10 protein-coding genes are annotated in these 14,646 nt (G+C 68.3%); 8 read left to right on the forward strand and 2 right to left on the reverse strand.

Features of this window, described 5'->3' with window-relative positions:
- Positions 1 to 37 precede the first annotated feature (37 nt).
- The gene (locus ACTJJK_RS03250; RefSeq protein WP_440729453.1) at positions 38 to 1,438 is read right to left on the reverse strand and encodes a sensor histidine kinase; all 1,401 of its coding nucleotides are present in this window, start codon (positions 1,436 to 1,438) and stop codon (positions 38 to 40) included.
- Between the two features lie 1,190 nt (positions 1,439 to 2,628).
- On the opposite strand from ACTJJK_RS03250, the gene ACTJJK_RS03255 reads away from it, so the two are divergent.
- The 8 genes from ACTJJK_RS03255 (at position 2,629) to ACTJJK_RS03290 (ending at position 13,847) form a co-directional block, all read left to right on the forward strand.
- On the forward strand, positions 2,629 to 6,951 hold the full coding sequence (locus tag ACTJJK_RS03255) for a YadA-like family protein (RefSeq protein ID WP_440729454.1): 4,323 nt from the start codon (positions 2,629 to 2,631) through the stop codon (positions 6,949 to 6,951).
- A 145-nt stretch (positions 6,952 to 7,096) separates the two neighbouring features.
- Positions 7,097 to 7,933, forward strand: coding sequence for an OmpA family protein (locus ACTJJK_RS03260; protein WP_440729455.1), 837 nt, complete (start codon positions 7,097 to 7,099; stop codon positions 7,931 to 7,933).
- Positions 7,934 to 8,010: 77 nt separating this feature from the next.
- Entirely contained in the window at positions 8,011 to 8,481 is a 471-nt protein-coding gene (locus tag ACTJJK_RS03265; RefSeq protein WP_440729456.1) for a DUF4019 domain-containing protein, read from the forward strand.
- Between the two features lie 303 nt (positions 8,482 to 8,784).
- The gene (locus ACTJJK_RS03270) at positions 8,785 to 9,177 is read left to right on the forward strand and encodes a hypothetical protein (protein WP_440729457.1); all 393 of its coding nucleotides are present in this window, start codon (positions 8,785 to 8,787) and stop codon (positions 9,175 to 9,177) included.
- A gap of 257 nt (positions 9,178 to 9,434) precedes the next feature.
- Entirely contained in the window at positions 9,435 to 10,169 is a 735-nt protein-coding gene (locus ACTJJK_RS03275) for a DUF3348 domain-containing protein (RefSeq protein ID WP_440729458.1), read from the forward strand.
- Between the two features lies 1 nt (position 10,170).
- Positions 10,171 to 12,552 carry a DUF802 domain-containing protein gene (locus tag ACTJJK_RS03280; RefSeq protein ID WP_440729459.1) on the forward strand — a complete coding sequence of 794 codons (2,382 nt, stop codon included), beginning with the start codon at positions 10,171 to 10,173 and terminating at the stop codon, positions 12,550 to 12,552.
- Positions 12,549 to 13,181 (forward strand): OmpA family protein, encoded by a 633-nt coding sequence (locus ACTJJK_RS03285; RefSeq protein WP_031371865.1) that lies wholly within the window; start codon positions 12,549 to 12,551, stop codon positions 13,179 to 13,181. The genes ACTJJK_RS03280 and ACTJJK_RS03285 overlap by 4 nt, the downstream gene beginning before the upstream one ends.
- A gap of 6 nt (positions 13,182 to 13,187) precedes the next feature.
- Complete coding sequence (locus tag ACTJJK_RS03290; protein ID WP_223620835.1) at positions 13,188 to 13,847, forward strand: DUF2894 domain-containing protein; 660 nt, start codon at positions 13,188 to 13,190, stop codon at positions 13,845 to 13,847.
- A gap of 47 nt (positions 13,848 to 13,894) precedes the next feature.
- Here ACTJJK_RS03290 and ACTJJK_RS03295 read toward each other — a convergent pair.
- The coding region (locus tag ACTJJK_RS03295) for a hypothetical protein (protein ID WP_440729460.1) at positions 13,895 to 14,646 on the reverse strand (752 nt) is incomplete at its 5' end.

Consider the following 14,646-nt stretch of genomic DNA (forward strand, 5'->3'; position numbering starts at 1 on the left):
AACGCGTGCCGATGAGCGCGCTGCGCGGTCGCGGCGATCAGGGGGCGGCGGCGTGGCGCGTCATGGCCGACTCCGCCGCTACCGCCGCCGAGATCTCGTCAGGGCCCGTCCTGTGCGGTGTCTGCGCAAACTCCCAACCGGCCTCGTCCCGAAGGCCGTCTTCGGGCTCGGCCAGCGGCAAACGGATTCGGATGCGGGTGCCCGCGCCGGGGGCGCTGTCGGCCGTTATCGCGCCGCCGTGGTCGGCGACGAAGCGATGCACGGTCGCCATGCCGATGCCGGTGCCCTGGTCCCGGGGCTTGGTGGTGAAGAACGGCTCGTACAAGCGCGCGAGCACTTCCGGCGTCATGCCGATGCCGGTGTCTTCCAAGCCGATGCAGGCGTGATCGCCGTCGGCCTGAAGCGACAACGTGAAACGGCCGCCCTGCGGCATCGCATCGCTGGCGTTGCTGGCCACGTTCAACAGCGCCAGTACCAGTTCGTCGCGGTCGGCCTTGACCCACAGGCCCGAGACCGAGGTATCCAGCGATACTTCGATCGCGCGCGGGAATATCGGCAGGATCAACGGCCGCACTTCTTCGATCGCTTCGGCGAGATCGAAGGTGGACAGGTGTCGCGTGTGCGTGCGGCTGAAGCTCAGCAGGCGCCGGGTGAGGGTGGCGCCGCTGCGCGCCGCCTGGCGTATGCCCGGCAGCACCGCGTCGATGTCGCCGCGCCGGCCCACCGAGGTGGCGTGGCCCAGGATCACGCTGAGGATGGCATTGAAGTCGTGGGCGATGCCGGTCGAAAGCCGGCCGATGGTTTCCATTTTCTGCGTCTGCACCAGACGCTCGTAGGCGCGTTCTTTCTCTTCCACTTGGCGCTGCAGCTCCAGGCACAGCGCGTTGAGTTCTTCGCTGCGGCTGATCGCCCGTCGCGACGACAGGATCAAGCGGTCCAGGATCGCCACCAGGACGAGAAAATTCATCCCCGACAAAAGCAGGTTGGTCGAGGCTTCCGAGGCCTGCATGGAATCGGTCGCGAGTTGCAGGTCGGTGCGCGCCCCGATCGCGAGTGCGGCCGCATAGGCCAGAGCGGTCCACCAGACCGCGGTCCTGCCCAGGAACAATCCCGACAACAACAGGGGCAGCAGGTGGGTGATCTGCAGCCCGGACTGCGAGCGCAATCCGTAGGCGTGGTAACTCACGGCCATCAGGATCACGCCGCCGATGACGGTCAGGCTGGTCGACAAGCGGAACAGCCCGTGGCGCAGCAGATAGAAACACGCCCAGGTGTAGGCGCTGACGATCAGCAGCAGCCAGTGCTCCGTATAGCCCGCCATGTCCGGCGCGGCGGCGCAGGAGCCGATCGCCATCAACAGCGTGGTGACCGCGACGACGGCGAGTATCGCTTGCAGCGCCATGGCATTGCGTTTGTCGCGCGCCGCGCGGATGGGCACGCGTTGCATCCAGCCGATGAAGCGATGCCAGAGGAGAGGAAGCGATTTGCGAGCGGTCATCGATACGGTTGATGCAGGACAGCGGTTGAAGGCCGGGGCACTCGGGCGTCGCGACGGGGCGGCCGAGCAGCGGTCGGACCGTTCCGATCCGGCGCCTGCGCGGTCGCTGCGCCGGGCCCGGCAGGACGGGTCCCCTTCCTTGTATGACTACCGCTAGGCAGCCTAGCACCGCGATCAGACAGGACGCGGACAACCACCGCTTCCGGCGAAGAACTGCGATCCGTATCACCCTTCATGCGGCTCCGGGCGGCCGAATCGCGCAAACCCGGCGATCGAATCCTCACCGTGGGTGAGGATTCGAATTCGCCGATGGATACCGCGGCGTATCGGCCCGGCTCGTGTCGGTGGCGGCCGCCCTGCGCAAACCGGCCGACGATGGCCGACAGGGCTTCGACGAACGCCCCCTTGGCCAAGCGCTGTGCCGTCGCGACCCGAGCGCACACGATCCTTGGTCGTCTGTCCGTCATGGACATCGGGCCGCGTACTCGCGTTACGGCGGGTCGATGCGTCGACGCGCTCAACGCTGGGATGGCGCGCGGCCTGGATGCGATGCCGACGGCCGTCGTCGCCCGCATACGCCCCGCGGCATCGCGGCGGCGATGTCGAAACAGCCGCGCAAAGTCGACGCACGCTCCGATGCAGACGAGACGGATATCGCGATCCCGCCTGTGACGCAAGGGCGAAAGGCTGAAATTTTTCGTGAAGCCTGGTGCGTGTAATCGCCATGCCCGGTCACTAGTGTTTGCCACGCAGCGCGCCGCTCCATGCAACACGAGTGCAGGCTTCGGGCCGCCAGGACCGGGTCGTGCATCAAGCAGCCAAGCGGCGCACGGGTCGTCACCACGACGCAGGAATCCGGCGCTTGGGTCTGCTTTGTCGGCGGTCGCGGAGCGCGCAAGCCCTCGGGGTCCGGCACGACGCGCTTAGCGATGGTGCCTGATCCGGAATCCGGCCGAACTTCGTCGAGGGCGCAGCCGTACCGGTCGCACGAGCAGCGCACGAGCACTGCTGCGCCGGCACTGCGTCGCCACGACGGCCCTCGCGATGCCTCTCGAAACACTTCACAGGCGACACCGCATCACCTTCATCCCGCGGCCCATCGGATTGGCGTGCAACTGGGGAAACGAGTAATGAACAAAATCTACAGCGTGGTATGGAGCCGATCGCTCAATCGGCTGGTGGTCGCTTCGGAACTGGCCGCGCCGCGTGGCCAGGCCGCCGGCAGCGGTAACAGGGCTTCGTATTCGGCGGGAACGTTGTGCGCCGGGATCCTGGCCGCGCTGGCGACGATGGGCGCGGTGGGGTGGGCCCCGACCGCGCAGGCGCAGGCCGTGGATTGCAGCGGGCCGCCTTACAATCTGTACAACGGTACCGCCTCGTGCATGGGCTTGGGCTCGCGCGCTTCCGGCATCGGCGCCACCGCGCTGGGCTCTCTGGCCACCTCCGACGTGCTTGGCGGGCTCGCCGTCGGCTATGCCTCGCACAGCGCCGCGCAGAATTCGATCTCGGTCGGGTTCGGGGCCTATACCACCGGCGTCAATTCCATCTACCTCGGTGCGCGCACCGCGGCCGGTACCGGCTCGCTTGGCGGCGGCTCGATCGGCATCGGCACCGACGCGACCTCGGGCGCCGACGGCTCCATCGCCATCGGCACCGTGGCCCGCGCGACCGGGGTCGCCGCGGTTTCCTTCGGCGGCAGCTCGACCGCGGCCGGATTGCGCAGCGTCGCCCTGGGCTACCAAGCGAACGCGGCGGTGCTCGACACCATCGCCCAGGGCACCGGCACCTTCGCCGGCGGCCAGAACGCCATCGCGATCGGTTTCCAATCCATCGCGTCCAATCTCAATTCGCTCTACCTGGGCTCGCGCACCGTCGCGGGTACCGGAGCCACCGGCTTCGGCGCCGTCGCCATCGGCACCGACGTCACCGCGTCCGAGCAATACGCCATCGCAGTCGGGCGGCTGAGCGCGGCCACGGGCGTCGACTCGGCCGCGATCGGGCCGAGCGCGCGCGCCAGCGGGCCGAGTTCGGTCGCGTTCGGCGCACAGGCCAATGCCTCTGCGCAGTCGGCGATCGCGCTCGGCCTGAATGCGGCCGCGTCGGGCCTGAGCTCGATGGCGCTGGGCAGCGGCACGGTCGCCAACAACATCAATGCCGTCGCGCTCGGCGCCAGCGCCAGCGCCACCGGGGCCGGCGCGAGCGCCCTGGGCACCTTGTCCAGCGCGACCGGCGGCAACGCCACCGCGGTCGGCGTCAGTTCCAGCGCCGGCGGCAACTTCGCCTTCGCCGCCGGTTCGGGCGCCAACGCCAGCGCGGAGAACGCTTTCGCCGCCGGCCGCAACGCGGTCGCCGATGCCGCCGACGCGGTCGCGATCGGCACCAACTCGACCGCCACCGGCGGCCGCGCGGTCGCCATCGGCGCCGGCAATTTCGCCAGCGGCGACGGCGCAGTGGCGATCGGCGATCCGAACACCGCCACCGGCAACGGCGCGATCGCGCAAGGCCTCGACAACACCGCCACCGGCAACGGCTCGGTGGCGATGGGCAACACCAACATGGTCGGCGGCGGCGGCCAGGCCGTGGGTGTGGCCGGCGTCGCCGCGCAAGGCGCGGTCGGCATCGGCTTCCAGAACACGGTGGTCGGCCAGGGCAGCGTCGCCATCGGCCACACCAGCAGCGCGCTGGCGGCCGGCGCGGTGGCATTCGGCGATAGCGCCGTGGCCAACAACGCACGCGACGTGGCGCTGGGCTCGGGATCGACGACGGCGGTCGCGGTCGCCACCCCGAGCACGACCATCGACGGGGTGACCTACAACTTCGCCGGTGTCGCACCAACCAGCACGGTCAGCGTGGGCTCGGCCGGCAACGAGCGGACCCTCACCAACGTGGCGGCGGGTCGGATCTCCGGTGCCTCGACCGATGCCATCAACGGCTCGCAGTTGTTCGCGACCAATCAGGCGATCGAGGCAGTCGCCACCACCGCCAGCGCCGGATGGAACCTCAGCGCACAGGGCGCCAACGCCAGCAACGTGGCGCCCGGCGAAGCCGTCGACTTGCGCAACACCGACGGCAACATCGTGGTCGCGAAGGCCGCGACCGACGACAACGTCAACTTCGACCTGGCCGACGACATCACCGTCGACAGCGTCACCGCCGGCAACAGCCTGCTCAACAGCAACGGCCTGACCATCACCGGCGGGCCCAGCATCACCACGACCGGCATCAATGCCGGCGGCCTGGTCATCGCCAACGTGGCGCCCGGCGTGGCCGGTACGGATGCGGTCAACGTCAGTCAATTGACCGACGCGACGACGGCGGTGCGGACGCACTACTACAGCGTCAACGACAACGGTGCGATCGGCGGCAACTACAACAACGACGGCGCAACAGGCATCAATGCCCTGGCCGCCGGCGTCGGTGCGGTGGCCGGCACTGGTGCGGCCACCGCGGTGGGTTTCGGCGCGACCGCCGCCGCCCAGGCCGGCGACGTGGCCCTGGGCTCGGGCTCGATCACCGACACCGTGGTGGCGACCGCCGGCGACAGCATCGACGGCGTCGCCTACAGCTACGCCGGCACCGCGCCGACCAGCACGGTCAGCGTCGGCGCAGCGGGTGCCGAGCGCACCATCACCCATGTCGCCGCAGGCAGGGTCTCGTCCGCGTCCACCGATGCGATCAACGGCTCGCAGTTGTTCGCCACCAACCAGGCAGTGGGCGCGCTCGGCGGCAATCTGGACCAACTCGGCAACAACACCGCCGCCTCGCTCGGCGGCAGCTCGGTCTACAACCCGGTCACCCATACCGTGACCGCCGGGCTCGCGGTGGGCGGCAACACCTACAACAACGTGCAGGACGCGCTGACCCAGATCAACGACAGCGCGAGCGCCGGCTGGAACATCGCGGCCGGCGGCAACGGCGGCAACATCGGCCCGGGCGAAACCCTGACCGTGGCCGCCGGCAGCAACGCGACGGTCGCCTACGACGACGCCACCGGTACCCTGACGGTGGGCGTGGTGCCGGACCCGAGCTTCAACAGCGTGGTGGTCGGCAACACCACGATCACCACCAACGGCCTGACCATCGCCGGCGGCCCCAGCATCACCAACGTCGGCATCAATGCCGGGGGCACCACCATCACCAACGTGGCGGCCGGCATCAACGGCGGCGATGCGGTGAACCTGGACCAGTTGAACCAGGCGATCACCGCAGGCTCCACCCATTACTACAGCGTCAACGACGGCGGCATCGCCGGCGGCAACTACGCCAACAACGGCGCCACCGCGACCGGCGCCATCGCATCGGGCGTCAACGCCAGCGCTACCGCGGCGAACGCAGTGGCGATGGGCACCGGCGCGACCGCGGGCGACGCCAACAGCGTGGCACTCGGCGCGGGCTCGACCACCGCCGCCGCGGTGGGCACCGCCAGCGCCACCATCGCCGGTACGACCTATAACTTCGCCGGCGGCGCGCCGGTCGGAACGGTGAGCGTGGGCAGTGTGGGCGCCGAGCGCACCCTCACCAACGTCGCCGCGGGACGGTTGTCGGAGACGTCGACCGATGCCGTCAACGGCTCGCAGTTGCATGCGACCAATCAGGCGGTCAACGCGCTGGATGGCCGAGTGACCAACGTCGAAGGCGACATCGCCAATCTGACCGGTACCATCAACGGCTTCGACGGCCGCATCACCCAGGTCGAAGGCAACGTGGCCAACCTGACCAACACCGTCAATACCTTCGACGGCCGCATCAGCGGGGTGCAGAACGGCTCCGACGGCATGTTCCAGGTCAGTCAGGAGGACGCCGTGGTCAAGCCGCGCCCGACCGGCACCAACGCATCGGCCGGTGGCGACGGTGCGGTCGCGAGCGGCAACAACGCGCTGGCGGTGGGCAACCAGAGCACGGCCAGCGGCAGCGCCAGCACCGCCGTGGGCACCGGCGCGACCGCGAGCCACGCCAACAGCGTCGCGCTGGGCGCCGGGTCGGCAACCACGGTGGGTGCGCAGCGCGGCTACAACGCCGCTTATGTAGGCAGCAGCACCTCTACCGGCGAGGTCAACATGGGCGGCCGCACCCTGACCGGTGTGGCGCCCGGCATCGCCGGCACCGATGCGGTCAACGTGAGCCAGCTCAACTCCGGCGTGAACCATGCCATCGATCAGTCGAAGGCCTATACCGACGCTCGTTTCGAGCAGTTCGACAACGACGTGTGGGCCCTGCGCAAGGACTTCCGTGCCGGCACTTCCTCGGCGATGGCGATGGCGGGCCTGCCGCAGGCCTATCTGCCGGGCAAGAGCATGCTCGCGGTGGCGGCCGGCGGTTATCAGGGCGAATACGGCATGGCGGTCGGCCTGTCGGGCATCACCGAGAACGGCCGCTGGGTCTACAAGGCCCAGGCCAGCGGAAACACCGCGCGCGACTGGGGCTTCTCGGTCGGTGCCGGCATCCAGTGGTGAGGGCAGGCGCGCNGGGGCGCGATAGCCGATGGCGAGCGACCGAGCGCCGCTGCGGCCACCGATCCGAAACGTATCAAAACGCCGTCCGGTAGCGCGGATCCAAACGCGCGCGACGATGGCCATCCGTCAAAGCGAGGAATCATCTATGGAAGCCAAACGGTTCGCTGGCGTCGCGATCGCATGCAGCGTCGCGATGGGACTGCTGTCGGCATGCGGCACCCGCCATGTCAGCCGCGATATTTCCGCCGACGGCGTGCCGGGCGAGGTGGTCTTCCCGGCGGTCGAACGCGCTGTGCTCAAGGAAGGAACGTTTCCGAACCTGGACGACCTGCGCCAGGTGGCGCCGGGCGTCAGCAAGGAGCAGCTCTATCATCTGCTGGGGCGCCCGCACTTTCGCGAAGGCTATGCCGGCGTGCGGGAATGGGACTACCTGTTTCACTTCCGCCGCGAGGGCGGGGTGACCACCTGCCAATACAAGGTCGTCTTCGATCAGAACTATCTGGCGCGAAGTTTCTACTGGCTGCCGGAAGCATGCGGCGATGTGTTGCGCGAGCCTGTCGCGGCCGAGCCGTCGTCGTCGCCAGCCGCGGCTGCGTCGCGTCGTTTCACCCTGTCCGCCGATGCCTTGTTCGCGTTCGGCCGGGCCGGGTTGGACGATCTGCAGCCGGAAGGCCGGGCCGAGGTTGCGCGCGTCGCGAAGGCCTTGCTCGATGCCAAGGACCTGCGCGAGGTGCGGGTGACAGGGCATACCGATCGGATCGGCAGCGACGCGGCCAACCACTCGCTGTCGCGCGAACGCGCCGAAACGGTGCGCCGACTGCTGATCGCCGAAGGCGTGCCGGCGCAGCGCATCTCGGCGGAAGGTCGGGGCGAGTCGGAACCGGTGGTCGGCCACTGCGAAGCCGCGAAGGGGCGGGACGCGTTGATCGCCTGCCTGCAACCCAACCGCCGCGTCGAGATTTCAGCCGACGTGGAGCAGTGAGCGGACGCGGCCCGCGCGCCGTCGGACCGCCGCTGCATCCGCCTTTCCCCAGCGTACGAGAGATCGAGATCAGGCCCATGAAACGCATTCTGCTGACGATGGCCATCGGCCTGCTGTCCACGACGGCGCTCGCCCAGGCGCCGGCGCAAGCGCAGCGACCGGCGCCGGCAGCGCACCAGGCCGCTGCGCGCGACGTCGATCCGAATACCTTGGCCAATACCGCGTTGCAACTTCTGCAGGCGATCGACCGCGACCAGGCCGGTGCGCTCTGGGACGCCTCATCGAACGTGACCAAGCGCTCGGCCAAGCGCGAGGACTTCGTCGCTTATGTCGGCAGGACCCGCAAGCCCCTGGGCACGGCGAGTTTGCGCAGTTGGATAGGAGTGCGTCGCGAAGTGGTCGGCAACGGCGCCCAGCTTCCGCCCGGCCTGTACGCCAGCATCGAGTTCTCCAGCCAGTTCCAGGGCAAGCGAACGGCGAAAGAGCTGATCTCCCTGCGCCGGGACGAAGACGGCCTGTGGCGGTTCTCCGGCTACGTCATTCAGTGATTCGCCCGATGCGGTCCGCAAGGGGATGCGGATCGCGTCCTCGCACCCTTGCGCCCTGAGATGTACCGGTCGCCCTGTCAGGCTGGCCCGAACCTTCGGATCTGCATTGCGGTGAGTCGGGCCGCGATGTTTCCGGCCTGAATGCACCAGTCAGAGCCCGAGGCCTTGTCCGACGGGCTAGACTAGGTCGTCCAGTCGCAAGGGAATGCGTGTGATGAAAAGGGAAATCGCAACCGAGGTCGCGCGGCTGGGCGGCGGGCCGTCCGATGGCGCATCGCAGCGCGAATCGGCCCGGCTCTTGGCATGATGACTTCGAAACTAGGCAGCACCGCAGCTGCCATTGCGCTGCGCGTCTTTCTCGCAAGCACCCCGCTGGTCGCCCTGTATGCCTACGCCCAATACGCATTCGCGCAGGCCCGAGAGCAGGAGCATCGAGGCGACACCGGGCTCGGCATCGCGATCTTGCTCGCCTTCGTCTGCGTCACCCTGATAGTTTCGTTTCTGGTCGATCTCATCGTCCAGATCGCCAGGAAACGCATTGCGGCGTCGACGACGAGCCTGCTGATCCTTGCAGTCCTGTGCGTCCCGCTCGGTTGGTTCGGCTGCAACTGGTCCGATCTGCGCGCGAGCATGGCCTGCGAGCAGGTCGGCAATGCATTCGGGGCGTTTCTGGCTTTGTTCGAGCAAGCGGCCTGAGGCTTTATTCGCGCCGAGACTGTTTTCGCTCCAGACGCGATACTCCCGGTTGCCGGACCTGCCAACCCAGCCTCGTCGTCTCGCCGTCGTTGCGGGCTTCGACGTGCGCTATGGCTTAGCACACTTGTTTATGAACCGGCTGAATCGACTGCCGGGCCGTATTCGAGGGCTCCCGGCTTGCCGTCCTTCGCGGCTTGTCAAGCGGTGGGGCATTTCCAATTACGTGTAAAATGGCGATCTTTTAGCCAGTAGTAATGATGGAAGCACCCCGACGGGCGACGGTACGTGGCCCGACGTTCATCCGCTCGCTCGCTCGCCTGACGGCTGCAGACCTTCCCCAGCCCACGCGATCGTTGTCGGATCAACTGAGTCTATGGATCGATTGGACTCACGCGGTGGCGTTGTCCACTGCGCTGGACGGCAAGCCGCCCGTGGCGGTCCTCGACGAACGTACCCTGACCCGCATCGACGAAGACGAATGCGTCCGCGTGCGCAACGCCTTGGCGCAGGCCATCGCCGGCGATCGTGCGTTCGGCCCCAGGCCGAGCGGGTCCGGCTTGTCCGCGGCGGAGCAGGCGTTCGCCGAGGAAAGCCTGGATTACCCGTTCTATCGCCAGCGCTATCTGGCGATGCAGCAGGGCATCGAGGCCGGCGTCGGCCGCCTGCGCGAGCGGCTGCGCGCGCGGCTGGCGCTGCGCAGCGACGGCCTGGAGCGGCTCGCGGCGGTGGATACGGTCATGGAACGGGCACTGAGCCGGCGCGAGCGGACGCTGTGGTCGGCCGGGCCGGTCTTGCTCGGCCAGCATTTCGAGCGCCTGCGTCAGGCCGCGGCCGACGCGCAAACCTCGGGCGATACGTCGGCGGCCGCTTCCGACCTCTGGCTGGAGGCGTTCCGCAACGACATGCACAAGGTGCTGCTCGCCGAATTGGATGTTCGCCTACAACCTGCGCAGGGCCTGCTTGCGGCCCTTTGCACCAGTCCCCACGGATAACATGTTCAGAAATTCGCTCTATCCCGTTGTCTTTCTCGCAGGTTTGCTCGCCGTAGTCTGGGTCGGTGCCGGCTACGTCGGTTCGAATGCCCTGGCGCTGTCGGTCGCGATGTTGATCGCCGCTTGCTATCTCGTCGGCGGATTCGAGCTGTACCGCTATCGGCAAGCCACCGTCACGCTGACGCGCGCGGTCGCCGAGTTGTCGGCGCCGCCGTCCAACCTCGGCGACTGGCTCGGGCGTCTGCATCCTTCGCTGCGCAATGCCGCGCGTCTGCGCATCGAGGGCGAGCGCACGGCCCTGCCGGCGCCGGCGCTGACGCCGTATCTGGTCGGCCTGCTGGTGTTGCTGGGCATGCTGGGCACCTTGCTCGGCATGATGACGACCCTGCGTGGCACCGGCCTGGCGCTGCAAAGCGCGACCGACCTGCAGGCCATACGCGACTCGATCGCCGCCCCGGTCACCGGCCTGGCGTTCGCGTTCGGCACCTCGATCGCGGGCGTCGCCGCCTCGGCGATGCTCGGCCTGTTGTCCGCGCTGTGCCGGCGCGAACGCGGCCAGGCGGTGCAAGGCTTGGACCTCGCCATCGCGACGACCTTGCGCAGCCATTCGCAGGTCCATCAGCGCGAGGAGGCCTTCAAGCTGCTGCAGCGCCAGACCGAGACGATGCCGGCGCTGGTCGATCGCCTGCAGGCGATGATGGCGGCCATCGAGCAACAAAGCCTGCTCGCGCACGAGCGCCAGCTCGCCGGTCAGGACGCGTTCCATGCCAAGACCGAAGCGACCTATGCCCGCCTGGCGACGTCGGTCGAGCAGTCGCTGAAGCAGAGCATCGACGAGAGCGCGCGCGTCAACGGCGCGGCGTTGCAACCGATCCTCGACACCACGATGGCGGCGATCGCGCGCGAGACCGCGGCGATGGCGGCCATCGAGCAGCAGAGCCTGCTCGCACACGAGCGCCAGGTCGCCGGCCAGAACGCGTTCCATGCCAGGACCGAAGCGGCCTATGCCCAACTGGCGGAGTCGGTGGAGCGGTCGTTGAAAGAGAGCATCGGCGAGAGCGTGCGTGTCACCAGCGCGGTGCTGCAGCCGGTCGTGGAAACCACGATGGCGGCGATCGCGCGCGAGACGGGCGCGCTGCACCAGACCCTCACGCGCGAGACGGGCGTGTTGCACGAGACCGTTACCCGCGAGACCGGAGCGCTGCGCGAGAGCGTGGCTCAGGCCGTGCAGCAGCAGGTCGACGGGCTGTCGGCGGGCTTTGCCACCGCCACCGCCACCGCCGCGGCCAGTTGGAGCCAGGCGATGCTCGAACAGCGACAGTCCAACGCAGGCCTGATCGAGGAGCTCGGCAACACCTTGCAAGGCTTCAGCAGCCGCTTCGACCAAGGGGCCGCCGGCCTGCTGGAAAGCTTGTCGACGCGTTTCGACGCCAGCACCGGCCAGGCTGCGGACGCCTTGAAACAAGCCTTGTCGCAGCAGCTCAGCGCCAACGACGAGATGGCGGCGCGCAACCAGCAGGCGCTGGTCGCCGCCGCGGCGACGTTCGAGGACCATGCCGTGTCCCTGGTGGGCGCGCTGCAGGATGCGCATAAGCAACTGCAGGACGCACTGGAATCGCGCGATCAACAGCGCCTGGCGGCCTGGGCCGAGAACTTCGGTTCGATGACCGCCGCTCTGGGCGAGCGCTGGCAGCAAACCGGCGAACAGGTCGCGAGCCGGCAGCAGGAAATCTGCGACACGCTGGCGCGCACCGCGCAGGATATCTCGACCCGGACCCAGGCCCAGGCCCAGGACACGATCGCCGAGATCGCGCGTCTCGTCGACGCCGCCTCGGAAGCGCCTAAAGCGGCGGCTGAGGTCATCGCCGAACTGCGCCAGAAGCTGTCCGACAGCATGGTCCGCGACACCGCGATGCTGGACGAACGCAATCGCCTGCTGGCCACCCTGGAAACCCTGCTCGACGCAGTCAACCATGCCTCGACCGAGCAGCGCACCGCGGTCGATGCACTGGTGGCGACCTCGGCGGATCTGCTCGATCGCGTCGGCACCCGTTTCACCGATCACATCGAAGCCGAGACCGGCAAGCTCGGCACGGTCGGCGCGCAGATCGCCGCCGGCGCAGTCGAAGTGGCCAGCCTGGGCGATGCCTTCGGCGCGGCCGTGCAGTTGTTCGGCGAGACCAACGACAAACTGGCCGAGCGCCTGCAAGGCGTCGAGGTCGCGCTGGACAAGTCGCTCGCGCGCAGCGACGAGCAACTGGCCTATTACGTGGCCCAGGCCAAGGAAGTCATCGACCTGAGCATGCTGGCGCAGAAACAGATCATCGACGACATCCATCGGCTGGCCGACCGGCAGGCTTCGGTCGGAGCGCAGGCGGCATGAACGTGGAGATCGACGGCGACGCCGAATCCAACGCGCCGATCTGGGCCGCGTTCGGCGACCTGATGTCGGTGCTGGTCGGCGTGTTCGTGCTGATCCTGGTCGGCGTGATCGGCGTGCAACTGCAGCTTTCGAACAAGCTCGGCGAGGAAGTGAAGCAGCGCCAGCTCGAAGCGCAACGCCGCAAGACCCTGGAGCAGGCGCTGGCCGTGCCGCTGGCGGCGGGCCGGGTGACCCTGATCAACGGCCGCATCGGCATCAGCGGCAGCGTCTTGTTCGCGCTGAACTCCGAGCACCTGCAGCCGGAAGGCCGCGAACTGTTGAAGACCCTCGCCGGCCCGCTGTCCGAATATCTGCAATCGCGCGACGAAATCCTGATGGTGAGCGGCTTCACCGACGACCGCCAGGTGCGCGACGGCAACCGCCAGTTCCTCGACAACTGGGAGCTGTCGGCACGGCGCGCGCTGACCGTGACCCGCACCCTGATCGCCGAAGGCGTGCCCGCCTCGTCGGTGTTCGCCGCCGCGTTCGGCTCCGAGCAGCCGGTGAGTTCGAACGCGCAGGAAGAGGGGCGGGCCAAGAACCGCCGCGTGGAAATCGCCCCGATCCCGAAGCCGTCCAAGGCGACGTGACACGCCGTGAGCCGTAATCCTCCACTGCAGGCCCGGGCGATGCTCGATGCCTGGCGCGAACAGGGCGCCGATCGCATGAGCCCGATGCGCTTTCGTCGCATCGATGCCCTGGCGCGCCGTGCCGCCGCCCATGGCGGCGAAGTGCGGCGTCTGCTCGATGGCCGTTTGGCCGAACTGATCGGCGCCTACGCCGGCGATCTCGAACAGGCCGCGTCCAAGACCGTGGGCGCCGGTGCCGCATCAGCGGATGCATGCGCTGGTGCCGGCTTGAGCAGTCTGGTCGACTACATCGCCGATCGGGCCACGCTGCGCGATGGCCTCGCAATCGGGGGTGCTTCAAGCGGCGCATCGTTTCCGGAGCTCGGCGTGCTCGATGAGTTCCGTACGCTGTGGTCGAAGCTCCGCGTCGAGAGTCAGTTGCGCCAGTCGCTGGAGCAGTCGCCCGCGAATGCCGGTCCGCTCAATTCCGGCAGGCTCGTGCACCGCTCGCTGACCCTGATGAGCGAGCTGTCGCCGGGGTACCTGCAGCAATTCCTGGCCTACGTCGACGCCCTGACCTGGATCGAGCAGATGAGCGACAGCGGCCTGCTGGCCCTGGAAGACACCCAGCGCAGCGGCAGCGGCAGCAAACGCGTGCGGGAAAAGCCGCGCAAGCGGCGCGAGTGAGCGCGGCTCGGGTCGCAGCTATCGGCGGCACGGTGTACCGGCGGAGTTCAACGCCCACTGCCTGATGCAGGCGCCGAGGCGCCGCGGTCCGGGCGGAGCCGCTTCCGGATCGCGACGAAACCGAGGCGCAGCGCAGCCGACAGACCTGCGAACAAGACCGCGAAGATGCAGGGCAGGATCGCGCCGAAGGTAAAGGTCATGCCCGCGACGAAGCCGAGCATGCACTCGGCGCGATAGATCGGGGCGATGATCGCCAGCGGCAGCAGGCCGAAGAAGATCGCTTGGGTGATGTCGGTGGCGCCGAGCTCGAAGCTGGCGGCCAGGGCCGCGCCGTACGCCAACGACGCGACCAATCCGACCCAGATGCCCCGGCGCGCGCCGGGACGATTGCGGAGGCGGACGCCGAAAGCCCAGCCGAGCGCGGGCAGGATGATCAAGCCGAACCAGTTGGAGATCTCGGGCAGGTCGGCCCGGTTCAACACATGATGGCTGCGTACGCCGCCATCGAAGTATTCGAAGCCGAGGTGCATGCCGGCGAAGGCCAGGGCGGCGAGCGCTCCGGCCAGCGGCAGGCGATAGGAAGATGTCATCGGCGCGGCCTCATCGACTGAACGCCGACGAATATCCTCCCAGAGCCGTTGCCGGGCCATAGGCAGGAAGTGGGCATGACCATCGGTGGTGGGGCGGTGGTGCTCGGTTGCCGCGCCGCGAGACAGAAGCTGAGACCGCGGATGTCCAGGAGCAACAACGCCGATGTCATTCATCGAAGTGGCGTGTTTTCGCGGGGGTAGGAGCGGCG

Origin of the sequence: Lysobacter sp. 22409 (assembly GCF_052045105.1) — a bacterium.
Lineage (GTDB): Bacteria > Pseudomonadota > Gammaproteobacteria > Xanthomonadales > Xanthomonadaceae > Lysobacter > Lysobacter antibioticus_B.

Excerpts from the sequence above, each read along its gene's own strand:
- ACTJJK_RS03255 (WP_440729454.1), top strand. The coding sequence starts at position 2,629 with ATGAACAAAATCTACAGCGTGGTATGGAGCCGATCGCTCAATCGGCTG.
- ACTJJK_RS03260 (WP_440729455.1), top strand. The coding sequence starts at position 7,097 with ATGGAAGCCAAACGGTTCGCTGGCGTCGCGATCGCATGCAGCGTCGCG.
- ACTJJK_RS03265 (WP_440729456.1), top strand. The coding sequence starts at position 8,011 with ATGAAACGCATTCTGCTGACGATGGCCATCGGCCTGCTGTCCACGACG.
- ACTJJK_RS03270 (WP_440729457.1), top strand. The coding sequence starts at position 8,785 with ATGATGACTTCGAAACTAGGCAGCACCGCAGCTGCCATTGCGCTGCGC.
- ACTJJK_RS03275 (WP_440729458.1), top strand. The coding sequence starts at position 9,435 with ATGGAAGCACCCCGACGGGCGACGGTACGTGGCCCGACGTTCATCCGC.
- ACTJJK_RS03280 (WP_440729459.1), top strand. The coding sequence starts at position 10,171 with ATGTTCAGAAATTCGCTCTATCCCGTTGTCTTTCTCGCAGGTTTGCTC.
- ACTJJK_RS03285 (WP_031371865.1), top strand. The coding sequence starts at position 12,549 with ATGAACGTGGAGATCGACGGCGACGCCGAATCCAACGCGCCGATCTGG.